Annotated in this window: 19 protein-coding genes, 2 rRNA genes and 1 CRISPR repeat array (1 of these 22 cut by a window edge); of the genes, 14 read left to right on the top strand and 7 right to left on the bottom strand. The window is 54.2% G+C overall.

Features of this window, described 5'->3' with window-relative positions:
• Position 1: 1 nt before the first annotated feature.
• The gene (locus RHP47_RS04560) at positions 2 to 700 is read left to right on the top strand and encodes a DUF1995 family protein (protein WP_310841156.1); all 699 of its coding nucleotides are present in this window, start codon (positions 2 to 4) and stop codon (positions 698 to 700) included.
• A gap of 7 nt (positions 701 to 707) precedes the next feature.
• Here RHP47_RS04560 and RHP47_RS04555 read toward each other — a convergent pair whose 3' ends face one another.
• From RHP47_RS04555 to lpxA, 3 genes are read right to left on the bottom strand one after another with little or no spacing between them, the layout of a single operon-like run.
• Positions 708 to 2,144 carry a serine/threonine-protein kinase gene (locus tag RHP47_RS04555; protein WP_149818590.1) on the bottom strand — a complete coding sequence of 479 codons (1,437 nt, stop codon included), beginning with the start codon at positions 2,142 to 2,144 and terminating at the stop codon, positions 708 to 710.
• 7 nt (positions 2,145 to 2,151) lie between these two features.
• Positions 2,152 to 2,685: a hypothetical protein gene (locus RHP47_RS04550; protein WP_310841154.1), complete on the bottom strand. Its 534-nt coding sequence runs from the start codon at positions 2,683 to 2,685 to the stop codon at positions 2,152 to 2,154.
• A 54-nt stretch (positions 2,686 to 2,739) separates the two neighbouring features.
• The gene (gene lpxA / locus RHP47_RS04545; RefSeq protein WP_190278226.1) at positions 2,740 to 3,543 is read right to left on the bottom strand and encodes an acyl-ACP--UDP-N-acetylglucosamine O-acyltransferase; all 804 of its coding nucleotides are present in this window, start codon (positions 3,541 to 3,543) and stop codon (positions 2,740 to 2,742) included.
• 64 nt (positions 3,544 to 3,607) lie between these two features.
• Here lpxA and RHP47_RS04540 point away from each other — a divergent pair, with 64 nt between their 5' ends.
• From RHP47_RS04540 to RHP47_RS04480, 13 genes are all read left to right on the top strand, one after another.
• Positions 3,608 to 5,134: a UbiD family decarboxylase gene (locus tag RHP47_RS04540; RefSeq protein ID WP_149818584.1), complete on the top strand. Its 1,527-nt coding sequence runs from the start codon at positions 3,608 to 3,610 to the stop codon at positions 5,132 to 5,134.
• A 25-nt stretch (positions 5,135 to 5,159) separates the two neighbouring features.
• The gene (locus tag RHP47_RS04535) at positions 5,160 to 5,573 is read left to right on the top strand and encodes an HI0074 family nucleotidyltransferase substrate-binding subunit (RefSeq protein WP_190278225.1); all 414 of its coding nucleotides are present in this window, start codon (positions 5,160 to 5,162) and stop codon (positions 5,571 to 5,573) included.
• Positions 5,570 to 5,890, top strand: coding sequence for a nucleotidyltransferase family protein (locus tag RHP47_RS04530; RefSeq protein ID WP_286626801.1), 321 nt, complete (start codon positions 5,570 to 5,572; stop codon positions 5,888 to 5,890). Before RHP47_RS04535 ends, RHP47_RS04530 begins: the two co-directional genes overlap by 4 nt.
• 64 nt (positions 5,891 to 5,954) lie before the next feature.
• Positions 5,955 to 6,794, top strand: coding sequence for a DNA repair protein RecO (gene recO, locus RHP47_RS04525; protein ID WP_310841151.1), 840 nt, complete (start codon positions 5,955 to 5,957; stop codon positions 6,792 to 6,794).
• Positions 6,791 to 8,092, top strand: a complete 1,302-nt coding sequence (locus RHP47_RS04520; RefSeq protein WP_310841150.1) for an MFS transporter — start codon at positions 6,791 to 6,793, stop codon at positions 8,090 to 8,092. Before recO ends, RHP47_RS04520 begins: the two co-directional genes overlap by 4 nt.
• A gap of 118 nt (positions 8,093 to 8,210) precedes the next feature.
• Positions 8,211 to 9,587, top strand: a complete 1,377-nt coding sequence (locus tag RHP47_RS04515; protein WP_310841149.1) for a PP2C family protein-serine/threonine phosphatase — start codon at positions 8,211 to 8,213, stop codon at positions 9,585 to 9,587.
• Positions 9,588 to 9,713: 126 nt separating this feature from the next.
• Positions 9,714 to 10,103 carry a hypothetical protein gene (locus RHP47_RS04510; protein ID WP_190278224.1) on the top strand — a complete coding sequence of 130 codons (390 nt, stop codon included), beginning with the start codon at positions 9,714 to 9,716 and terminating at the stop codon, positions 10,101 to 10,103.
• 76 nt (positions 10,104 to 10,179) lie between these two features.
• Complete coding sequence (gene mutS, locus RHP47_RS04505) at positions 10,180 to 12,810, top strand: DNA mismatch repair protein MutS (RefSeq protein ID WP_310841147.1); 2,631 nt, start codon at positions 10,180 to 10,182, stop codon at positions 12,808 to 12,810.
• Between the two features lie 17 nt (positions 12,811 to 12,827).
• Positions 12,828 to 13,012: direct repeats of the CRISPR family, unit length 35 nt; unit sequence TTTCCATTCATTCTACTTCCCCGAAGAGAAGCAAG.
• A 300-nt stretch (positions 13,013 to 13,312) separates the two neighbouring features.
• Positions 13,313 to 14,539, top strand: coding sequence for an MFS transporter (locus RHP47_RS04500; protein WP_310841146.1), 1,227 nt, complete (start codon positions 13,313 to 13,315; stop codon positions 14,537 to 14,539).
• A 68-nt stretch (positions 14,540 to 14,607) separates the two neighbouring features.
• The gene (locus RHP47_RS04495) at positions 14,608 to 16,317 is read left to right on the top strand and encodes an AarF/ABC1/UbiB kinase family protein (RefSeq protein ID WP_286626792.1); all 1,710 of its coding nucleotides are present in this window, start codon (positions 14,608 to 14,610) and stop codon (positions 16,315 to 16,317) included.
• Between the two features lie 24 nt (positions 16,318 to 16,341).
• Complete coding sequence (locus RHP47_RS04490) at positions 16,342 to 17,064, top strand: Stp1/IreP family PP2C-type Ser/Thr phosphatase (RefSeq protein ID WP_206199828.1); 723 nt, start codon at positions 16,342 to 16,344, stop codon at positions 17,062 to 17,064.
• A 17-nt stretch (positions 17,065 to 17,081) separates the two neighbouring features.
• Positions 17,082 to 17,261, top strand: a complete 180-nt coding sequence (locus tag RHP47_RS04485; protein ID WP_149818565.1) for a hypothetical protein — start codon at positions 17,082 to 17,084, stop codon at positions 17,259 to 17,261.
• A gap of 34 nt (positions 17,262 to 17,295) precedes the next feature.
• Positions 17,296 to 18,429, top strand: coding sequence for a cob(I)yrinic acid a,c-diamide adenosyltransferase (locus RHP47_RS04480; RefSeq protein WP_149818563.1), 1,134 nt, complete (start codon positions 17,296 to 17,298; stop codon positions 18,427 to 18,429).
• Here the strand turns inward: RHP47_RS04480 and RHP47_RS04475 are convergent.
• The 4 genes from RHP47_RS04475 to RHP47_RS04460 all read right to left on the bottom strand — a co-directional run.
• Positions 18,426 to 18,749, bottom strand: a complete 324-nt coding sequence (locus RHP47_RS04475) for a helix-turn-helix transcriptional regulator (RefSeq protein ID WP_149818561.1) — start codon at positions 18,747 to 18,749, stop codon at positions 18,426 to 18,428. The genes RHP47_RS04480 and RHP47_RS04475 overlap by 4 nt on opposite strands.
• Positions 18,749 to 20,071: a S41 family peptidase gene (locus tag RHP47_RS04470; RefSeq protein WP_399363193.1), complete on the bottom strand. Its 1,323-nt coding sequence runs from the start codon at positions 20,069 to 20,071 to the stop codon at positions 18,749 to 18,751. Before RHP47_RS04470 ends, RHP47_RS04475 begins: the two co-directional genes overlap by 1 nt.
• A gap of 169 nt (positions 20,072 to 20,240) precedes the next feature.
• Positions 20,241 to 20,357, bottom strand: a 5S ribosomal RNA gene (rrf, locus tag RHP47_RS04465).
• A gap of 125 nt (positions 20,358 to 20,482) precedes the next feature.
• Positions 20,483 to 22,974 (bottom strand): 23S ribosomal RNA (locus RHP47_RS04460); it runs 1,123 nt beyond the window's last position.

The raw sequence follows: 22,974 nt of genomic DNA, 5'->3' as shown, positions 1-22,974 counted from the left end.
CATGTCGATCCTGCCCCCCGATAGTCTGGAGACTGCCCTTAGCCAAGCCCAACAGGCCACCCAAGCTGCGCTTCAAGAGGGGAAAAATCGGCTGCAAATCGAGATCCTGTTGCCCGATCTCAATGCGATGGCCTTTGCCGCTGGCTACCTCCCTTTGTTTGAGGAACTAGGTCGTGATCTCAAGGTCTTTTTTGCCGATGCCGGATCTGCCGCCCTAGCCCGTCGCGAATGGGGAGAAACCGCCTATAGTGTGCGGGGCGTGAATGAACTACTGACACCCATTGCAGCGAGCGATCGCGCCATTGTCATCGTTGCCCCAACCCCTGTAGAAGTCAATGCCATTGAGCAGATGTGTGAAACGGCTGGCGATCGCCCCTTTATCCTTTTGAACCCAAGGCTTCAGGATGTGGCCGTCGTTGGTATTGGCTACGCCGGTCGGCGGCTGCGGGAGCGATTTCTCAACACCCTTGAACCCTGCTACTACCTTCGTCCCCTCGCAGAAACCATCATTCTCTGGCGCTGTTATCCGCAACCGTGGCAAATTTGGCAATACGGCAAAACCGCCCCCACCTGCCTAGCAGAATTTGAGCAACGCCCCAGTAGTGAAGACGTTGAGCGTGCCCTGACGCCCCAAGGCAAACCCCGTGGTCAGGGAATCTTTAGTCGCTTGGGTGCCTTTTTGCGAGCACTTCAGAACTAGCCAATCTCTAAGGGGTGGCCGGTTCAGTGTTACTGGTTGGCGGGGGTGACACCTCGGGCATTGTGTCTGTCGGTGGCGGTGAGGGCGTAGGTGTTGGTGGAGATGGTTCAACGGTGGTGGGGGGGGCGACGGGAGGCTCTGCGTTCTTTGGGGGCTTTGGGGACTTTGGGGGTTTTGGAGAGAGGGATGGAGGAGGAGTCGGCGTTGGTTCTGGGGATGCTTCCTCAGGACTCGGGCTAGGGGTAGGCGTTTCCGTTGGCTCTGGGGTGGGCGTCGGTTCCGTAGGGGTGGGTTCCGGCTCTGGCGTCGGTGTCGGGGTGGGAGTGGGCGTCACCTCTACAGGTGGCACAATGGTCGGCAGGGTGGGTGGAAATTCCTGTTCCTGAGGACGCGGGGGGCGAGGGGTGACTGTGTCCACGGGTTGGTTGCGCAAAAATAGCCCTAGGCCAATGCCTGCTAAGCTGCCAAAGATTGCCGTTCCCAACAGCCATAGCCACGGCGAAAAATTGCGTTGTTTGAGGGGAGCAACGACGGCTGTCCCCTCCGGTTGAGTATTTGCCAAGATAGTGGATCGGTACTGCGGCATCACCGCTACCGTTGCTGTGGTTTGACGCGCCACGGGCTGTCCCATGAGCAGTTGCAGCCATGCCCGCACCGTTTGGGGACGTTCGCGGACATCCAAAGCCATTCCTGCTTCAATGGCATCAATGGTGCGCTGACTAAGATTGGGCTGAAACTGGCGTAAATCCTCGAGAGGCACGCGATCGCGCAAGACCGAGGCCACAGGAGGGCGTCCTGCCAAAAGGGCATAGAGCGTTGCTGCTAGGGCATAGACATCCGTTGCCGGCGTCCATTGGTGGCGGGGTAAATACTGCTCCACCGGCGCATAACCTGCTGAGAGCAATCCCGTATTTGTTTCCGTCACCCCAGCAGTGTATTCACGGGCAATGCCAAAGTCAATCAGCACCACTTGATCTGTGCCGTCCCGCAGCATGATGTTATCGGGCTTGACATCGCGGTGCAGCAGCCCATGCTCATGCACTAATTCAAGGGCGCTAGCCACCTGGCGAATATAGTGGAGAGCCGTTTTTTCCGGTAGGGGGCCTTCCTCCTGAATCACTTGGGCCAATGTTCGTCCGGGGATATAGTCCATGACAATGAAGGGACGCCCCCCCTCAATAAAGCAATCACTGACGCGCACAATGTGGGGATGATTAAACTGGGCAAGGCGCTGCGCTTCTTGGATAAACCGCTCCCCCAGATCATGAATCCGCTTCGGGGGTTCCTGCTGCAGGTTCAATGTTTTGAGCACCACTGGCTGATGGAGCAGGGTGTGGGTTGCGCGATAGGTGACACCAAAGCCCCCCTGACTCAAAAGGGCATCGAGGCGATATTTTCCCCCTTGGAGGGTTGTGCCCACACTCAGCAAACTCAGGGAGGACATAGGCACCTTAGGGACGCAATGGAGCAGATGGAGTAGTGGTTGGCAGTGGGGCTAAGCGTTGACTGAGAATAACCAAGCGATAGCCCAAATATGCAGGTAAGGTTGCCATCATCATCAAGAGTATCACGGACAACAAAGATTCCCATTCAAACCGAGACCCATAGTAGCTGCGGTAGGGATCGTAGTTGGCACTAGGCTTGATTTTTTCCCGCAGGGCCATGGGTCGCTTAAAGCGCAATCGGCGATCGTCGAGCTTCTCAAATAAAATCCAACCCCCTTGGGCTTCCTCTTGACAGACTTTGCGCAGGACATCGGGATCATGAAATTGATTGCGGCGCGATCGCAGGATTTTGAATTCCCAGCCGCCCAGCTTGGGGGATACTTGACGCTGTTCTTCTTTGGAGGGGTAGGTGGTCAACTGTTCCTCTTCTTCATCGCGTTCTTGATTGACTTGCTGCTGCCAGCTCCACCACTGATGGTAAAGCAGTGCTGAGACACCGAGGCTACCGCTCATCAGGGATAATAACAGCACTTCAGGCATGGGGAATAGGAGCAAGCGTCTGTTGGGCGATCGTACTCGAAAAGTTGATCCTCCTCAGGAGAGATCACCCCCTTCCCCCCGGCGGACAAAGTGGCAAATCCCTCGTTCTGAGGCACTAATAAAATCGCAAAACTCTTGAATGAGGGGATGGATAAACTGTTCCCGCAGGTGCTGTACCGCTTGGGAGGTGGTGAATTGGGAGCGGTAGAGGATATCCAGCGCTTTTTTAAGCAGTTGGCGCTCTTGCGCTGAAAAGCCAGCACGTCGCAAACCCACCACATTTAAGCCCATGATCGTATTGGTACTCAGACTACGGGTCATACAAAAGGGGGGCACATCTTTTTGAATGGCAGTGCCGCCGGAGAGCATGGCCAAGCGACCAATACGGGTAAATTGATGCACAAGGCAGTTCCCGCTGATAAAGGCGCGATCGCCCACATGGGCATACCCGGCAATCAAAGTATTATTGGCGATCGTCACATGGTTTCCCACATAGACATTGTGACCTAGATGACTGTGGGCCATCAGCAGACAATCATGCCCGACATGGGTGACGGTTTCTGGTTGGGTTCCCCGATGAATGGTCACGCCCTCGCGCAACGTACAGCGATCGCCAATGTGGACATAGCTAATCCCCCCCTGATAAGCCACATCTTGGGGGAGATCGCCAATGACTGCCCCACTGTGAACTCTACAGTTCTCGCCAAGACGGGTATATCCCAACAGGGTGACATGGGGAGCCAACTGCGTACCGCGTCCAATCTCCACCGTGGCCGCCACATAGCAAAAAGGACCAATCTCCACCTCTTCCCCAATGTGGGCACCCGCCTCAATCACTGCCGTGGGATGAACCGCCATGACATTCCTGCACGATTGGCTAAAGATTCTTAACATAAAAGAGATTAAGCGATTTTGATCCCCGATGACGAACGACCTGCGGCAATATCTCCAGCTTTTAGAACAGCGGCAACAACTGCGACGCATCACCGTACCCGTTGATCCCGATCTGGAGATGGCGGAAATCTGTAACCGCCTGTTGGCTGCCGGCGGGCCAGCGTTACTGTTTGAAAAGGTCATTGGCTCTCCCTATCCCGTGGCAATTAACCTCTTGGGCACCGTCGAGCGCGTGTGCTGGGCCATGAACATGAACCACCCCTTAGAGCTAGAGACCCTCGGGGAAAAGTTGGCTAAGCTACAACAGCCGAAGCCGCCCAAAACCCTGAGTCAAGCCCTTGATTTCGGCAAAATTCTCTTTGATGTCGTCCGTGCCAAGCCGAGTCGCGATTTGTTACCCCTCTGTCAGCAGGTGGTGATCAAAGACCCCGATTTGGATCTACGGCAACTGCCCCTGATTCGCCCCTACCCCAAGGATGCAGGCAAAATTATCACCCTTGGCCTCGTCATTACCAAAGACTGTGAGACGGGCATTCCCAATGTCGGGGTTTACCGCTTGCAACTGCAATCCCCAACCACCATGACCGTGCATTGGCTTTCAGTGCGGGGAGGAGCACGCCATCTCCGCAAAGCTGCCGCCCGTGGCAAGAAGCTAGAAGTGGCTGTGGCATTGGGGGTGCATCCTCTAATCATCATGGCGGCGGCAACGCCAATTCCCGTGGATTTATCCGAATGGCTCTTTGCGGGTCTCTATGGTGGGGGCGGCATTCATTTGGCCAAGTGCAAAACCCTTGATCTCGAGGTGCCTGCCCACGCGGAATTTGTCCTTGAGGGCACCATTACCCCCGGTGAAGTTTTGCCCGATGGCCCCTGTGGCGATCACATGGGCTACTACGGTGGCGTTGAAGACTCCCCCGTCATTCATTTCCACTGCCTGACCCATCGCCGCAATCCCATTTACCTGACAACATTTAGCGGTCGCCCCCCCAAGGAAGAGGCCATGATTGCCCTTGCCCTCAACCGCATTTACACACCCATTTTGCGGCAGCAGGTACCGGAGATTGTGGACTTCTTTTTGCCCATGGAAGCCCTCAGTTATAAGGCGGCGATTATTTCCATTGACAAAGCCTATCCTGGCCAAGCACGCCGCGCTGCCCTCGCCTTTTGGAGTGCCCTACCCCAATTTACCTACACCAAGTTTGTGATTGTTGTGGACAAAGAGATCAATATTCGTGATCCGCGTCAGGTGGTGTGGGCGATCAGCTCCAAGGTGGATCCCAGCCGCGATGTCTTTATTTTGGGAGATACCCCCTTTGACTCCCTTGACTTTGCCAGCGAAAAAATCGGCCTTGGGGGACGCATGGGCATTGATGCCACCACGAAAATTCCCCCAGAAACAGACCATCCTTGGGGCGATCCCCTCACATCGGATCCTGAGGTGGCACGGCGAGTCACAGAACGCTGGCAGGAATATGGCCTTGGGGATATTGACTTAACAGCCGTAGATGCGACGCGGTTCGGCTATGAGCTAGACCCCGCCTTTCGTTGGCGATAATCGGAGAAACAACGGTTCATAAAACATGACGAATAGAGATGCGATGCGTTGGCAACAGCGGTTGCAGAACTTTGGTCGCGCCCTAATCCGCCTAGAAACCGCCTGTGCTCAGGAGGAGTATTCGGAACTAGAGCGAGCCGGTCTGGTGCAAATGTTTGAGTTCACCCTTGAACTAGCGTGGAAAACATTGAAAGACCTTCTTTTTTATGAGGGGCTGGATGTGAAAACTCCCAGAGAAGCTATTCGCAAGGCCTTTGAGACGGGCTATCTCACGGAGGAAGACACGGAGACACTGCTAGATGCCTTGGCAAAGCGAAATCTCTTGAGCCATACCTACGAAGAGCAAACGACAAAAGAGGCGGAACGACTGATCAAACACAGGTTGACTCCTGTTTTTCGGAAACTGTACAACTGCTTGCAGGAAAAATATCAACAATGACGGACGGACTCACCCCAGAAAAACGCAAAGCCATCGTTGACACTCTAACGGCCAATCCCAAGGTAGAACGAATCGTCCTCTTTGGCTCACGGGCGATCGGTACCTTCAGAACAACTTCGGATATTGATATTGTCCTCTTTGGCGAGAACCTCACCCTTAGTGATCAAGCTGCCCTTGCCGAGGCGATCGCTGAACTGCCCATTGCCCAACGGGTGGATCTCCTCGTCTATCACAGCATTGAGAATGCAACTCTGCGGGAAGAGATTAACCAGCATGGGGTGGAATGGTTTGCCCGCGACAAGTTGATTAGTGGATAGGGGACTGGCCGCGATAGCCTAAAAGATAGGCTAAAAATGTGCTGCTATTGTCTGGATATTTCGGATGGGTCGCACCTACCGCACAATTGGCATTAATCTCAAGGCCATGCCCCTGGGGGAAAGCGATCGCCTGCTCAGTGTCTTTAGTCGCGATCGCGGGCTGTTGAAGTTAGTCGCCCCCCATAGCCGTGGCTCCCGCTCGAAACTGGGCGGACGGGTGGATTTGTTTGTCGTCAATGACCTCTTTATTAGTCCTGGCCGCAATTTAGATCGCATTCTCCAAGCAGAAACAGTCGCCACCTACCAAGGCCTCAACAGCCACTTGACCACTCTGACCGCTGCCCAATATCTCGGTGAGGTGGTGCTCTACCAAGTCCATCCGCAGCAGCCTCAACCGGATCTCTTTGATTGGCTCTGTACCACCTTAGACCAGCTTCAGGGGGTTTCGAGTCGCGCTGCCCTAGCGCTATTGGTGCGCGGCCTGTGGGGCATCTTGCGATTGGGGGGCATTGCCCCGGAATGGTACCAGTGCCATGAAAGTGGCTGCCAGATTGCTGTTCCTGCGGCGGATACCGACTGGCGGGTGGGCTTTAGTTTTGCTAGGGGAGGCGTTTTTACCCTTACTGAGGCGCGTCCCAACAACTCTCTTGCGGCGGTGTCTTCAGAGGGCGATCGCCAACTGACAGCAAGTGAAGTGCACCTCGGGCAATGGCTAGCACTGCCCACCACCCCATCCTTGGCACGGGATGAATTCCTTGCCCAAGCCGAGACCTATCCCCTTAGTGTTTGGCTGTCCCTTGAGCGGGTGTTGCGCCAGTACCTGCAATTTCATCTGGAGCAAACGTTGCGGGTGCCCCCCCTCCTTGATAGTTGTTTTTCACCTGTTGCGGTGTCCCAGCCATGACCATTGAGCAGCAAGACATTCGCTTGGATCTCCCCCTACCACCGGTGCCTCCCCTCTGGCAAAACCGCAATTTTATTGCTCTTTGGTTGGCGCAGGTCTGCTCACAGTTGGCTGACAAAATTTACCTTGTATTTGTAATTGCCCTCACTACAGAGTTTTTCCAAGCGGCACACCAGAGTATTAGTGGCTGGGTGTCGGCCATCATGGTGGCCTTTACGATTCCGGCCATTCTCCTCGGATCGGTGGCGGGGGTGCTGGTGGATCGCTGGTCAAAAAAACAGGTGCTCATTGTCACCAATCTCTACCGTGCCCTCCTTGTCTTAGGGATTCCGATCACGATTCTCCTTGGCGCCGGGCAATGGTTTGGGTTTATGGCGCTGTTGCTGATCACGTTTACGATTTCCTGTTTAACCCAGTTTTTTGCCCCCGCAGAACAGGCGGCCATTCCGCTGCTGGTGGATAAGTCCCATCTGATGTCCGCCAACTCCCTCTATACCCTGACGATGATGGCTGCTCTCGTGGTGGGGTTCGCTGCGGGTGAACCGCTTTTGAATCTTGCGAGCCACTGGCACTCCCAGTGGGGTGGGGCTGTCTTTGTCAGTGCCTGCTATGGGGGGGCAGCACTCCTACTCATGCTGCTGCGGCCACCGGATCAGTGTCATCTGCCGCCAACCCGCTATCGTCAAGTGTGGCAAGAACTCCGCCAAGGCCTTCAGCTTTTGCAGGAATATACAGCCCTGCGTTTTGCCCTGCTGCAACTCATCCTGCTGTTTGCCATTGTCGCGGCGATGTCGGTTTTGGTAGTGCGCCTTGCGGAGGTCTTACCCAGCCTCGATACGGATCAATTTGGGTTTCTTTTGGCGGCTGCGGCCGGCGGACTCGGGCTAGGGGCACTGCTCTTGAATACGGTGGGCAAGCACTTTGCCTACGGCTGGTCGGGTTTAGTGGGCTGTTGGGGCATGGGGGGCATGTTTCTTGGTCTGTCCCTGAGTTTGGATTCTTTGGCTTGGAGCATGGGCTACATCATTGGTTTGGGCTTCTTTGCCGCCTTTGTGGCGATTCCGATGCAAACCTTAATTCAACTAATGACCCCAGCCGAACAGCGGGGGACGATTTTTGGGCTACAAAATAATCTCGTGAATATTGCCCTCAGTGTGCCCTTGGCGGTGGTTGGTTTAGCGGAGACTTGGTGGGGGCTACAGCCGGTACTCATCGGTTTGGCGGGGGCGATCGCCCTTGGTGGGACGCTGATGACCCTCAGCCATCGCAACGGCATGGTGACCGGCGGCCTGCTCTAAAAGTTCCATAAAAAATCTTAAATCCTTTCATCTTGACGTTTTTTGCGCTACGCTGTAGAGTCAATTGACGCTTTTGCTGGCGTAACTTACCATGTCACCTGCCTTCCCCTCCTCCTCTATGACCTCCTCTAGCCCTGTGATCGCCCTTAAGGAAATGGTGTCGCGGTTACAGCGGGAAAACAGTAAAATTCAGGAGCTATTGGCCTCCCTAAGCTTTGCGCTGCGGAGTTTCAACAACCTGAATCAATTTTTTGAACTGATCCCCCTCATTACCTGTCGGGTCACAGAGGCAGAGGCAGCAGCTCTAGTCTTATTTCGCGCCGATGGTCAGGCTCGTCTTGAACAACTCCATTGTCACGCCAGCGATCAGTGTCCCAATATTCGCGCCGCCCTAGAAACGGCCACCCGCACCCTTGCCAATAGCGTTGGTATGGTGGCAATCGATGCGGAGAATAATCGCGAGATCAGCCGTCCTCGGCTTGAGCAACTTCTGGATCAGCAACTGCGAGAACGCCTCCCCCAAAGCATTCAGTTCTACGGCACGGCGATTCTCGTCAAGGATTCGGGACTCACGGAGCGGGGGCGGCTCTACGTTTTTAGTCAGCAACCTGAGTACGAGTGGAATGAAACGCGGCAGCAACTGTTGCAGGTAATTGCGGATCAAACGGCAGTGGCCATTGCCAATGATGAATTGGCCTTAAAGTTGCGCGATCGCCAGCGTTTGGATCGGGAACTGGAAATTGGGGCAGAAATTCAACGGCGACTCTTGCCCCACCACTGTCCCAAAATCCACGGCCTCGAGCTAGCCGCCGAGTGTCGCACCGCCAGTTGGGTGGGGGGGGACTACTATGACTTTATTCCCATTACCTATGGCCTCGGCGATCAACAAGACATTGAACAGGGTCGTTGGGGCATTGCCATTGGCGATGTGATGGGTAAGGGGGTACCGGCCGGATTGATCATGACCATGACCCGAGGCATGCTGCGGGCAGAAGCACTCAATGGTCACCGTCCTAGCCGCATTTTGCAGCACCTCAACCGGGCGATGCAGCCGGATTTAGAAAGCTCCCACCGCTTTGTCACCCTCTTTTACTCTGAGTACAACCCGCAAACGCGGCTCTTGGCCTACAGTAATGCGGCTCATCTTCCTCCCCTATTATGGCGAGCTGAAACCGGGATTATCCATCGGCTGGACACCTACGGTATGCTCATTGGTCTGGATACCCGCAGCCAATATCAAGAGGCAGAAGTGCGACTGCAACCCGGCGACACGGTGGTTTACTACACGGATGGCATCACAGAAGCCGATAATCCGAAAGGTAAACGCTTTGAGGAAGAGCGCCTCGCAGCAGTCTTCAAAGAGGGCTGTGCCAAGGGTTTGGGTGCTCAGGCACTATTGGATTATATTTTTGATGCCGTTGATGCCTTTACCAATGCCAGTGGCCGGCGCAGCGATGATATGACGCTAGTGATTCTGCAGGTCATTGACCAGTAGGCAATCCTGCTTGACCCTTGTTTGACCCCATCGAGCTAACAAAGGCACCAGCAAAACCCTTGCCATAACGCACAAGGATTGAAAGTTGCTGCCTCCTCTCCCATTCGAGGGAACCCTCCCAACGGCATGACAATGAAATCAATAAAAGCGGTTAAGATAGCCGCAGGTGCCTGTGAGGTGGGGATGCGCTATTTCGTTGAGGTGAGTTTCCGATGCGATGATGATGCCATTTGGGACATCCTAACCCGTCATCTCGGCTTTGTTGAAGCCAAAACCCTTGAGCAAGCCATGGCACTCCATCATTTTTTTGAGATGCATCCCCTTGTTACTGGTGTGGAAACCTTTGTGCAATCAAGGGAAAGCCAACCCTACCTCCTGATGACCACGTATCCAGAGCGCATCAGCAAGGCCAATGTTCAACGCAGCCGCTTTCAAGAGGCCATTTCCATCCTTGGGGAACATAGTCCGGGACTGGCGGAGTGGCTCTTTATGGAGACCACGGGGGATGAGTATTAGGTGCTCTACTCCACAATAGAGAAAACTATAATATAAGGTCCCCTTGGAGCACACCACAGGAAGCTGTGACGTTGCCATGTCCGACGATCGCCCGCTGCCCCATTCTGAGACTGAGTCCCCTGCCCTGCGCTTAGGACGCAACCCTGGCCTACAGGTGCGCCACGATGAGGTGGAGCGATCGCTGTTGACGCCGATGCTGCAGCACTATGCTGAAATTAAGGATGCCTACCCCCAGGCCCTCCTCCTCTATCGGGTGGGGGACTTCTACGAAACCTTTTTTCAGGATGCCTGTATAGTTGCTCGCGAGCTGGAACTGGTGCTCACCGGCAAAGAGGGGGGCAAAGAAGTGGGACGAGTGGCCATGGCTGGCATTCCCCACCACGCCCTTGAACGCTACTGCCGCACCCTTATTGAAAAGGGCTACGCCATTGCCATCTGCGATCAAGTGGAAGACCCCGCCCAAGCTCAAGGACTGGTGAAGCGGGAAGTCACCCGAGTGTTTACGCCAGGAACGGTGTTGGATACAGAGCTGCTCCAACCACGCCGCAACAATTTCCTTGCTGCTGTTCTCCTTTCTGGAAACCATTGGGGATTGGCCTACGCCGATGTTTCGACGGGCGAGTTTTGTACCACCCAAGGGAGCGATCGCGCCGAGTTAATTGCTGAACTCAACCGCTTGCAACCCGCAGAGATTCTCCTGCCTAGTCAGGCTCCGGACATTAATCGCGTTTTGCGCCCGGGTGAAGCCAAGGATCAATTGCCCCCTGAATTGCCTCCCCAGTGGTGCTACACCCTGCGATCGCCCCAAGATTTTCAGGCAGCGGAAGCTCGCCAACGCCTGTGTCAACGCTTTCAGGTCAAATCCCTCGAAGGCTTTGGCTGTGAACATCTGCCCCTTGCCATGCGGGCGGCCGGTGGCCTCTTGGCCTATTTGGATGAAACCCATCGCCAACAACCAGTGCCCCTGCAAAACCTCAGCACCTACTCCCTCGCCCAGTATCTCTTTCTCGACCCGCAAACCCGCCGCAATCTGGAACTGACGCAAACCGTCCGCGATGGTAGCTTCCAAGGTTCGTTACTGTGGGCGATCGATCGCACAACGACGGCAATGGGGGGGCGTCTATTGCGCCGCTGGCTCCTGCAACCCCTCCTTGATATTGAGCAGATCACGGCGCGCCAAGAGGCCATTGCTGAATTAATGGCCAATAGTAGCCTACGTCAGAGTCTGCACCGCCACCTTCAGGAAATTTATGACCTCGAACGCCTAGCGGGTCGGGCGGGTTCTGGGACGGCCAATGCCCGTGATTTAGCGGCACTGCGGGACTCCTTTCGGACGTTAGTTTCCCTTGCGGCGGTTGTGACGGCAACCCAATCCCCCTATCTCCAAGCCCTTGCCCACCTGCCACCGGTGATTGAGCAGTTGGCGGATACCCTCAGCGCAGCCCTTGTGGATCAGCCCCCCATTAGTCTCACCGAAGGGGGTCTCCTGCGGTCGGGTGCCTACCCCGAACTAGATCAGCAACGCCAGCAAATTGAGCAAGATCAGCAGTGGATTCTTAATTTAGAAGCCCAAGAACGGGAGCGCACGGGCATTACCACCCTCAAAGTGGGCTATACAAAAGTCTTTGGCTACTATCTGAGTGTCTCCCGCGCCAAGCTGAACCAAGTCCCCGATGACTACATCCGCAAACAAACCCTAACAAATGAGGAACGCTTTATCACGGCGGAACTCAAGGAACGGGAAGCACGGCTATTGGCGGCTCAAAGCCATCTTTTTGAACTGGAGTACCAGTATTTTGTGCAGTTGCGGGAGCAGGTGGCCGCTCAGGCCTCAACGATTCGTGAGATTGCGGCAGCGGTGGCAGCGGTAGATGTGCTTTTGGGGTTAGCAGAGGTGGCGCTGTATCAGGACTATTGCCGACCGCACATGACCCGCGATCGCCAGCTTCAGATTCGCGGCGGGCGCCATCCGGTGGTCGAGCAGATGCTACCAGCGGGGTTTTTCGTTCCCAACGATACGGAACTCGGTACAAGCGCTGATCTGATGGTGCTGACAGGCCCCAATGCCAGTGGCAAAAGTTGTTATCTACGGCAGGTGGGTTTGATTCAACTGCTGGCGCAAATGGGCAGTTATGTGCCCGCCACCAGTGCCACCTTGGGAGTGTGCGATCGCATTTTTACGCGGGTGGGTGCCGTTGACGATCTCGCCACGGGTCAATCTACCTTTATGGTGGAGATGAATGAAACGGCCAATATCCTCAACCATGCGGGCGATCGCTCCCTTGTCCTCCTTGATGAAATTGGGCGCGGCACGGCCACCTTTGATGGGCTGGCGATCGCTTGGTCAGTGGCAGAATATCTTGCCACCACCCTCAAATCCCGCACCATTTTTGCCACCCATTACCACGAACTCAATCAACTGGCAACGCTGCTGCCCAATGTGGCCAACTACCAAGTGGTGGTCAAAGAACTCCCCGACGAGATTATTTTTCTCCACCAAGTCAAGCCCGGTGGTGCCGATCGCTCCTACGGCATTGAAGCGGGACGCCTTGCGGGCCTTCCTCCTGTAGTGATTCAGCGAGCCCGTGAAGTGATGCGCCAAATTGAAAAGCACAGCAAAATTGCCGTGGGGCTACGTAAAAGTCAAATGAATAGTACCCCGAAAACCAAAACTCCCGAAGTTGATCAGGGAGAATTGCCACTTTAATTTATTTTCCATTCATTTTTTCCATTCATTCTACTTCCCCGAAGAGAAGCAAGCTAAACGAACTTCTGGTAAAGGTTGCTCTAAAATACTTGTTTCCATTCATTCTACTTCCCCGAAGAGAAGCAAGCAGAAAACATGAGGGATATTGAGGTTGTCTCGACTGCTGGTTTCCATTCATTCTACTTCCCCGAAGAGAAGCAAGAGCATCTTCAGTATAGCCTCTCCCGGAGCGGATTGCAACCCCCTGTTCCGAGGGATCCCTTTTGAAGGGGGGCAAATTATTTTCTACAAGGTCATCGAAAATACTCAAATCCTCTCCCAGAGCGACTCCGAGGGATTCTGCGAGAGAATCAACCTTAGGGAGACTTTGGGGAATCTGTCGGAGCAGGATCGCAGGCATTCTTGAGCCAGCAGCAGTGGACAGAATTTGGGTGCATAGCCAGCGGCCAGCAAAAAGCTATTATAGATAAGGAATGTAACGTTTTGTTAAGAAGGGGGATTTGTGGTTGTCCTGTTGAAGTTACCCCCATCCGTGCGCCAAACGCTACTCAGGCTCGTACTGGCTGGTCTGTTGTTTTGGTCGAGCATTGCCGCAATGTTGCCCACCTTGCCCCTCTACATTGCTGAGAAGGGGGGCACGCCCCATCAGGTGGGGTGGGTGATGGGTGCCTTTGCTGTGGGGCTGATTGGTTCCCGCTCGTGGTTAGGGCCTCTGGCCGATCGCCGGGGACGCAAAATTACACTGCTGATTGGCCTTGCGGTGGCCGCGATCGCTCCCCTGTTTTATATCGTCAGCCACGACCTACCCCTCCTTGTTGCGGTGCGCCTTCTCCATGGCGTGAGCATCGCTGGCTTCACCACCGGCTACATGGCACTGGTGACAGATATTGCCCCACCTGAGCATCGCGGTGAAATCATTGGCTACACCAGCCTTGTCCATCCCATTGGGGTTGCCCTCGGACCGAGTCTCGGTAGTTGGCTGCAAATGAACTACAGTCATAGCTCGGTCTTCATGGTTGCCAGTAGCTTAGCTGCCCTTGGGTTCATGGCTGCCGCAGGCGTGCGGGCGGTGAATATCCCACAGGACTCTGGAGGGTCTCGCCCAGAGAAAGCCCTCTTTTGGCGGCTCTTGCTTTCAGAACGGCTGCGGATTCCCAGCTTGGTGATGCTGAGTGTAGGGCTGACCTTTGGCACGATCGCCACCTTTATTCCCCTGTTTATTGCGGCTGAGCGGCTCAACATTTCGGCAGGGCTGTTTTACTCCGTGGCGGCGATCGCCAGCTTTATCGGTCGTGTGGCCACGGGTTCTGCCTCCGATCGCTGGGGAAGGGGCATTTTCATCTCCGCCAGCCTTGCCTGCTATGGGGTCTCAATGGTGCTCCTCGCCCAAGCCCAAACCCCCTTGGATATCCTCTGGGCGGCGATTCTTGAAGGTCTTGCCGGCGGTGTCCTGATTCCCATGGTCGCTGCCCTGATGGCCGATCGCTCCACCACCGATGAGCGGGGACGGGTTCTCAGCCTCAGTTTAGGGGGATTTGATCTGGGGATGGCCTTGTCAGGGCCACTGCTGGGGGGGCTGATTGATCCTTTGGGTTATCGCCTGATCTTTCGCATGGCGGCGGTCTTTAGCCTCTTGGGGCTAACCTTCTTTTTAACCGCTAGTAGCAAAAGCCTGCCCGATTCCCTGCGTTTTGCCCTCGGCATGGGGCGCGATCGCTATGCCCTGTAGCCTATTATTCTTTGGTATCGTTAGGGATTCGTTACAATTTGTTGAGATCACCCACTAGGGAAGAGCGTGTGTCCACACCAGTTTCGGCCAGTTTGACGCCCACCGGCAAATCCTATCGTTGGAATCGCGAGCGCTACTCAAAAACGCGGCGCTTCTTTGATATTTGGTTTTTTGTCTGGCGATTTCTCTTTGGCCGTTGGCTCCTCACCAAATCTTGGAGCTACTGGGGCGGTATGACCGATGCTAAGCGTGCGGCGCGACGCCGTGCCCAAGCGATCTGGATTCGTGAAACCTTCCTTGAGCTGGGCCCCACCTTCATTAAACTGGGGCAACTCTTTTCTACCCGTGCCGATCTCTTCCCCAGCGAATACGTCGAAGAACTGAGTAAACTTCAAGACCGCGTCCCCGCCTTTAGTTACGAGCTAGTCGAAAAAATCATCTACGAAGACTTTGGCCGCCATATCCCTGAACTGTTTCGCAGTTTTGACCCGATCCCCATGGCCGCCGCCAGTCTGGGTCAAGTCCACAAAGCACAACTCCTCTCAGGCGAAGAAGTGGTGGTCAAGGTTCAACGCCCCGGCCTGCGGCAGTTGTTTGACATTGATCTGGCGATTCTCAAAGGCATTGCCCAATACTTTCAAAACCACCCCAAATGGGGGCAAGGGCGCGACTGGATGGGTATCTACGATGAGTGTTGTCGCATTCTCTACGAAGAAATTGACTACCTCAATGAGGGACGCAATGCCGACACCTTCCGCCGCAACTTTCGCGATCGCGACTGGGCCTGTGTTCCTCGCGTCTATTGGCGGTATACCTCACGGCGTGTGCTCACCCTTGAGTACCTACCGGGGATTAAAATTAGCCACTACGAAGCTCTTGAAGCGGCGGGTCTAGACCGCAAACGCCTTGCGGAACTGGGGGCGAAAGCCTACCTCTATCAAGTCCTCAACGATGGCTTCTTCCACGCTGACCCCCATCCAGGCAACATTGCCGTCAGCCCCAACGGCCAACTGATTTTCTACGATTTTGGCATGATGGGGCGCATTCAACCTGTGACCCGCGATAAATTGCTGAAAACATTTTTAAGCATTGCCCAACGGGATGCCGAACAGGTGGTACAGTGCCTTGTAGAGCTAGGAGCGTTGGTTCCCACAGGCGATCTAGGGCCGGTACGTCGCTCGATTCAGTATCTCCTCGACAATTTCATGAACCAGTCCTTTGAAGCCCAATCGGTGGCTCAAATTAGCGATGACCTCTACGAAATTGCCTATGACCAACCCTTCCGCTTTCCCGCCACATTTACCTTTGTGATGCGGGCATTTTCCACCCTAGAGGGGGTAGGTAAGGGACTCGACAAAGACTTTAACTTCATGCAAGTTGCCCAACCATTTGCGACTGAACTTATGACCAACGGAAACTTCCCCGATCCCAGTAATGGCAGTCTTTTCTCTGAACTGAGTCGTCAAGCGGCTCAAGTGGGCAGCAGTGCCATTGGCTTGCCCCGTCGCCTTGAAGAGGTGCTCGATAAACTGGAAAATGGTGATCTGCGCTTGCGTGTCCGTTCCAGTGAGAGCGATCGCATTCTGCGGCGCCTGAGTAACATTAACTTAGGACTAAATTATGTCGTCCTTATTGGCAGTTTTTCCTTAGTGGCGACAATTTTACTCGTGAACCAGTATCTCCTCTTGGCGGGTGTGGCAGCCGCATTAGCGGTATGGTTTGGTATCCTCTATTGGCGACTCATGCTTAAACTCGATAAGTATGAAAAAATGTTTTAACAAGCAACCCAACATAGGGGGGTCATGGACGTTGCCGGCTTAACTGATTGTGGTCTGATTCGCAAAAGCAATCAGGATGCTTTTTATATTGACGAAAAGCATCAGCGTTTTTTTATTGTGGCCGATGGCATGGGTGGGCACGCTGGGGGCGAGGAAGCCAGTCGTTTAGCTGTCGAACATATTCAGGCATTCTTGGAAACCCACCTTGAGGACCTTCAGCATGACCCTGTGACCCTACTCCGCCAAGCCTTTCTCGCTGCCAATCATGCCATTGTTGAGCAGCAACGCCAAAATACTGCCCGTGCTGATATGGGGACAACGGCTGTGGTGGTTCTCGTTGATGAAAAGGGCGATCGCGCTTGGTGTGCCCATGTGGGCGACTCCCGCATCTACCGCTGGCGCAAAGACCAACTCCAGCAAATTACCAGCGATCACACTTGGATTGCCCAAGCCGTACAACTGGGAAGCTTGACCATTGAGCAGGCGCGGCAGCATCCATGGCGCCATGTCCTCTCCCAGTGCCTAGGCCGTGAAGACCTCACCCAAATTGATATTCAACCCATTGATCTAGAGCCGGGCGATCGCCTGCTGCTGTGCAGTGACGGCTTAACTGAAGAACTCACCGACGAGGTGATCAGTATCTACCTCAGTGAACCCAATGTCGAAAAAGCAGCAACCGCCCTTGTCAATGCAGCTAAAACCCACGGCGGCCGCGACAATGTCACCGTCGTTGTCATTGGTGTTTAACCCATCAAGCAAAACCTATGCAAACGGAATTTATCCGTCTGACCCTACCCCGACACAGCCTTTCCTCGCCTTTCCATGAGGCTATCGAACAGGCGCTGCAAGCCCATGGTCAGCCCCTGCGTTGGGCGATTACCGCCACCACTACCACAGATCTAACGGTTGAAGCCGTTGTTCTCAAAACCCCACCCCGCCCTTGATACAATCCCTCTAGGTTCTTTGATTCACACCCCTATGACCCGTGCAGGTATTGGCATTCAAACCGCTCAGATTCGCCCCGGACGGGTGAGCGGTCAACTCCACGTCTATGACGGTGCTGGTAAGGGCAAATCCCAAGCTGCCCTCGGGGTTGTTCTGCGCTCCATTGGTCTGGGTATTGCCTCTGCTTGGCCCACTCGGGTACTCCTGTTGCGCTTTCTCAAAGGACCTGGCCGTGCCTATGCCGAAGATGCCGCCATTGAAGCGCTGCAGCGCGGGTTTCCCCACCTCATTGACCAAGTGCGCACTGGCCGCGCTGAATACTTTACTGCCGAGCAAATTACCAAGTTCGATCGCCAAGAGGCACAGCGGGGCTGGGATATTGCCAAGGGGGCGATCGCCTCTGGTCTCTATTCCGTCATTGTTTTAGATGAACTCAACCCCGTCCTAGATTTAGGCCTTTTGCCCGTTGATGAAGTTGTCAACACCCTCCGCCGCAAGCCCGAACACCTAGAAATTATTGCTACTGGCCGGGGTGCTCCTGCCCAACTCCTGCAAATTGCTGACCTCCACTCCGAGATGCGTCCCCTTGTGCATCCTACGGCTCAAGAACAGGGCATTGAAGGCATTGAAATCTATACGGGTGACGGCAAAGGCAAGTCCACCAGTGCCCTCGGTAAAGCCCTTCAGGCAATCGGCAAAGGAATTAGCCGCGATCAATCCCACCGTGTCCTGATTCTGCAGTGGCTCAAGGGGGGGCAGGGCTATACCGAAGATGCGGCGATCGCTGCCCTCAAGGAAAGCTATCCCCATTTAGTCGATCACCACCGCTGTGGTCGGGATGCCATTGTTTGGCGCGGTCAGCAGCAGGAAATTGACTACATTGAAGCCGAACGCGGCTGGGAAATTGCTCGAGCTGCCATTGCCTCTGGTCTTTACAAAACGATTATTCTCGATGAACTCAACCCCACCGTTGACCTCGAGCTTCTCCCCATCGAACCGATTGTGCAAACGCTCCTGCGCAAGCCCCGCACCACTGAAATCATTATTACCGGTCGCTGCAAATATCCCCCCGCCTACTTTGAACTGGCCAGCGTCCACTCGGAGATGATCTGCCACAAGCACTATGCTGAAAAAGGCGTTGATCTCAAGCGCGGCGTTGATTTTTAAGAACAGATGCGAGCCAGCACCGTTTCCCCCACCGTAAACTGCTGCAAATAGGCCATTAGGACTTCAAATTGGGGACGATTGAGGCGGTAATAGACCCACCGCCCTTCTTGACGCGACAGCACGAGATTGGCTCGCCGCAGTGCCTGCAGATGAAACGAGAGTTTTGAGGGGGTCAGGTGCAGGCGATCGCACAGATCACAGACACACAGCTCCTCCCGATGCAGAATCTCAATCACCTTCAACCGCAACGGCTCCCCAAGGGCATGGAAGGCCAATTGAATCTCAGCGGGGTATTCCTGATCAATCTCTGAAACAACCATCACTGCACCGGACAAGGGACACCAAGGGGTTGGCGAAACTGCTCCTGCTCCCCTGTTTGAGCCGTATTCATGGGCTTAGGCGCTTGACTGCGATAAATGGCTTGGCGCAATTGAGCCACTCCTGCTTGGTACAGGCGATCGGCTGCTGTCGTCCACAAACGGGGATTGGTACTCACCTCCTGCGGCAGCGTCACCATTACATTCGGCGTAATCCCTGTGCGGTTAATATCCGTGCCATTGGGCGTGTAGTAATGAGCAACCGTCACCGACAATCCTGAACCATCACTCAATTGATGAATGGATTGTACCAAGGCCTTACCGTAGGTTGGCGTGCCCACCACAATCGCACGACCGTTATCCTGCAATGCCCCTGTGAGAATTTCACTACTGCTAGCAGAGCGGTGATCCACCAAAACCACGAGGGGCAAATTCGTCAATGCCGATTGATTCGCCCGTGCCTGCTCACTGTGGCCACTGCGATCGACCGTACGCACAATCAAACCTTGATTCAACCACATGCGGGCAATATCAATTCCTGCCTGCAATAGTCCTCCTGGATTCCCTCGCAAATCCAAAACAAACCCCTCCACCTTCTCCGCCTCTAGCTTGCGAATCGCCGCGCGCAACTGATCCGCTGCATGGGCAGTAAATTCACTCAGATAGATATAGCCAATGCGGGCACCGCCTTCCTCCTTCACCAGCGATCGCACCGCAGGGAGTTCAATCAATGCCCGTGTCAGCGTCAGGCGAAAGGTACCGCGATTAGGGCGAAACAACTGAAGTTCAATGGGAGTCCCCACCCGCCCCCGAATCCGCCGCGATGCCTCCTCAATCGACATCCGCCGAGTAGAGTGACCATCAATGGCCAGCAGGCGATCGCCCGCCCGAATTCCCGCCTTAGTTGCAGGTGAATTTTCCAGCGGCTCCAAAATCGTCAACTGTTGTGTCTTTTCATCCACCGTCAAGCGAATACCAATCCCCGAAACTTCCCCCGACGTTTGCGTGCGCAAAGCCGTAAACTCCTCTGGAGTCATGAAGCGCGTATAGGGGTCATTCAACTGCTGCAACATTCCCCGAATAGCTGCATAGGCCTGCTGCCGCGACGTGTAGCGCTGCGCCAAAAGTTGCCGCCGTACCGCCAGCCAATCCACCTGATTAAACGACTCATCCACATATTCCTGCTGCACAATTTGCCACACCTCATCCACCAACATCTTGGGGCTATCCTGCATTCGTCCATAGCCTGGTAACGCCGCCGCCAGCACCGCTGCCACCACCGAGGAACCCACCCGCATCCAGTGCCGAAGACCCATCAAACGCATGAATTGAGGCATGACCCTAAAAACCTTTTGAGGAGAGCGATATTTGATGCAATATAGACCGAACTACCCATCAATGTCACTCCTCTATCCAAAACCGATCATCCCTTAAGCATTTCTTAAAAATCAAGACCCCACCTAGAAAACCTAGATGGGGTGGTTTGAATATTTTGCCTAGCACCGAGCTATTTTTGCAGGAGGCGACCCTCCAACTATCTTCACCGCTGCGACGTTTCACCTCTGAGTTCGGGATGGATCAGCGTGGTTCCGTCGCGCCATAGGCACTAGGCAAAGCCTTGATTTTGAATTGAAAACCTAGACTAAAGAATTGCTAGATAAATTCAGGATCAATAACCTTTCAACTAAATAGCGATTGTCAGTATAGTTAATTGAATCAGACACCTGTTGATTGATGAGGTCAAGCCCTCGGTCTATTAGTACTCCTAGACTTCATCCATTACTGGACTTCCATCGAGAGCCTATTAACGGGTGTTCTACCCGTGACCTTACTGGCTTATGCCATGGGAGCACTCATCTTGAGGTGGGCTTCCCACTTAGATGCTTTCAGCGGTTATCCACTCCGCACATGGCTACCCTGCGTTTACCGTTGGCACGATAACAGGTACACCAGAGGTGCGTTCCTCCTGGTCCTCTCGTACTAAGGAGGACTCCTCTCAATGCTCCTACGCCTGCACCGGATATGGACCGAACTGTCTCACGCATGTTGTTCTCGTATCACTACGAGCATGGACTATATCTTCATCCTGACTCTCGCCACTAACGAATCAGGAGCCGACATTTGATGTCTCTGACAACCTCAGAACATCTCAGCTTACGCTTGATGGCTAACTCAAGCCTAGGCTTCAGTCTCTACGGGATCAAGAGTTGTCGTGATCTCAGAAACTGCTCCACTTGATCAGAGCGAATCGAACGCTTTTTGGAAGCATTCAGTTCACCAAATTGATCCACCTGCTGAGCAAGTTTTAGGAATTGTTCTGGCGTTAATCGCCTTGATTGAACAACTTCCTGTAGAACAGTAATTGCTAAATCACATTGTGGCTTCTTGAGTTTAAGGTAGCTGCGAAGAGTTAGCAGCACTTCTAAGACAGATGGCGCATCAACAATTGCATACTCGCTTAAGCCATCTTTTCGGTCTCTCACAAACCCTGCTTGGAAAGTAGACTTTAACCACTCCAAGAAGGAACGATGCGAAGAAGACTGAAAGAAAGTGATGCTAGCGCGAATTTGATAACCAAGGACGTAATCCTTACGTCGCACCAGTTGTAGATTAATGCAACCATCACCATCTAAAAAACCAGCAATGTAACTCAGCGTTAAATCATCTGTCACGAGACTCTTGCTTACCCTCGGTATTGTCTTAATCAGCCGTTCGTCACTGATTAAGATTCTACCGATTTTAGTCGGTTTGCTGCTCCACATTACTGTGAAGTGACGCAATGATTTACGTTCTGAACCCAGCTCACGTACCGCTTTAATGGGCGAACAGCCCAACCCTTGGGACGTACTACCGCCCCAGGTTGCGATGAGCCGACATCGAGGTGCCAAACCTCCCCGTCGATGTGAACTCTTGGGGGAGATCAGCCTGTTATCCCTAGAGTAACTTTTATCCGTTGAGCGACGGCCCTTCCACGCGGAACCGTCGGATCACTAAGGCCGACTTTCGTCTCTGCTCGACTTGTAGGTCTTGCAGTCAAGCTCCCTTATGCCTTTGCACTCTACGGCTGATTTCCGACCAGCCTGAGGGAACCTTTGCGCGCCTCCGTTACCATTTAGGAGGCGACCGCCCCAGTCAAACTGCCCACCTGAAACTGTTCCTTCGCTGGCTAACAGCAGAAGGTTAGAATTCTAGCCTTGCCAGAGTGGTATCTCACCGGCGACTCCATATCCCCCACAAGGGATACTTCAACGTCTCCCACCTATCCTGCGCAAGCAAAGCCCGAACCCAATTCCAGGCTACAGTAAAGCTTCATAGGGTCTTTCTGTCCGGGTGCAGGTAGTCCGCATCTTCACAGACACTTCTATTTCGCCGAGCCTCTCTCCGAGACAGCGCCCAGATCGTTACGCCTTTCGTGCGGGTCGGAACTTACCCGACAAGGAATTTCGCTACCTTAGGACCGTTATAGTTACGGCCGCCGTTCACCGGGGCTTCGGTCGCCAGCTTCGCTTGCGCTGACCAGCTTCCTTAACCTTCCGGCACTGGGCAGGCGTCAGCCCCCATACATCGTCTTACGACTTAGCGGAGACCTGTGTTTTTGGTAAACAGTCGCCTGGGCCTCTTCACTGCGACCACCTCTCGGTGGCACCCCTTCTCCCGAAGTTACGGGGCCATTTTGCCGAGTTCCTTAGAGAGAGTTATCTCGCGCCCCTTGGTATACTCTACCCCCCCACCTGTGTCGGTTTCGGGTACGGGTATCTTGGCTTAACGTGCTTAGAGCTTTTCTTGGAAGCATGACATCAATCACTTCCCCACCGTAGTGGGTCGTACTCCTGCCTCAGCTCAGAGCGTTTTCACCGCTCCTCAACACCTCGGACAGTTGAACCGGTAACCAACATCCGGCTGATCTAGCCTTCTCCGTCCCTCTGCACAAACCAAGATGAGTACTGGAATATTGACCAGTTGTCCATCGACTACGCCTTTCGGCCTCGCCTTAGGTCCCGACTAACCCTTCGCGGACGAGCCTTCCGAAGGAACCCTTGGGGTTTCGGGGCATTGGATTCTCACCAATGTTTTCGCTACTCAAGCCGACATTCTCACTTCTGCCTCGTCCACACCTGCTTACGCTAGTGCTTCAAACTAATGCAGAACGCTCCCCTACCACTTACGTAGTAAGTCCACAGCTTCGGTACATCACTTAGTCCCGTTCATTTTCGGCGCAGGAACGCTT

Origin of the sequence: Thermosynechococcus sp. QKsg1 (assembly GCF_031586415.1) — a bacterium.
In the GTDB taxonomy this organism is placed as follows: Bacteria; Cyanobacteriota; Cyanobacteriia; order Thermosynechococcales; family Thermosynechococcaceae; genus Thermosynechococcus.
Note: the sequence above shows the minus strand (reverse complement) of the source record. Positions and strands in the feature narration are given on the sequence as shown.

Bases quoted from the DNA above. Each gene is read 5' to 3' on its own strand.
- RHP47_RS04560 (WP_310841156.1), top strand. From the start codon at position 2: ATGTCGATCCTGCCCCCCGATAGTCTGGAGACTGCCCTTAGCCAAGCC.
- RHP47_RS04475 (WP_149818561.1), bottom strand. From the start codon at position 18,749: ATGGTTGTTTCAGAGATTGATCAGGAATACCCCGCTGAGATTCAATTG.
- recO (WP_310841151.1), top strand. From the start codon at position 5,955: ATGGGTCGCACCTACCGCACAATTGGCATTAATCTCAAGGCCATGCCC.
- RHP47_RS04510 (WP_190278224.1), top strand. From the start codon at position 9,714: ATGACAATGAAATCAATAAAAGCGGTTAAGATAGCCGCAGGTGCCTGT.
- RHP47_RS04540 (WP_149818584.1), top strand. From the start codon at position 3,608: ATGACGAACGACCTGCGGCAATATCTCCAGCTTTTAGAACAGCGGCAA.
- RHP47_RS04530 (WP_286626801.1), top strand. From the start codon at position 5,570: ATGACGGACGGACTCACCCCAGAAAAACGCAAAGCCATCGTTGACACT.
- RHP47_RS04535 (WP_190278225.1), top strand. From the start codon at position 5,160: ATGACGAATAGAGATGCGATGCGTTGGCAACAGCGGTTGCAGAACTTT.
- RHP47_RS04515 (WP_310841149.1), top strand. From the start codon at position 8,211: ATGACCTCCTCTAGCCCTGTGATCGCCCTTAAGGAAATGGTGTCGCGG.
- RHP47_RS04490 (WP_206199828.1), top strand. From the start codon at position 16,342: ATGGACGTTGCCGGCTTAACTGATTGTGGTCTGATTCGCAAAAGCAAT.
- RHP47_RS04470 (WP_399363193.1), bottom strand. From the start codon at position 20,071: ATGCGTTTGATGGGTCTTCGGCACTGGATGCGGGTGGGTTCCTCGGTG.
- lpxA (WP_190278226.1), bottom strand. From the start codon at position 3,543: ATGGCGGTTCATCCCACGGCAGTGATTGAGGCGGGTGCCCACATTGGG.
- mutS (WP_310841147.1), top strand. From the start codon at position 10,180: ATGTCCGACGATCGCCCGCTGCCCCATTCTGAGACTGAGTCCCCTGCC.
- RHP47_RS04520 (WP_310841150.1), top strand. From the start codon at position 6,791: ATGACCATTGAGCAGCAAGACATTCGCTTGGATCTCCCCCTACCACCG.
- RHP47_RS04550 (WP_310841154.1), bottom strand. From the start codon at position 2,685: ATGCCTGAAGTGCTGTTATTATCCCTGATGAGCGGTAGCCTCGGTGTC.
- RHP47_RS04555 (WP_149818590.1), bottom strand. From the start codon at position 2,144: ATGTCCTCCCTGAGTTTGCTGAGTGTGGGCACAACCCTCCAAGGGGGA.
- RHP47_RS04485 (WP_149818565.1), top strand. From the start codon at position 17,082: ATGCAAACGGAATTTATCCGTCTGACCCTACCCCGACACAGCCTTTCC.
- RHP47_RS04480 (WP_149818563.1), top strand. From the start codon at position 17,296: ATGACCCGTGCAGGTATTGGCATTCAAACCGCTCAGATTCGCCCCGGA.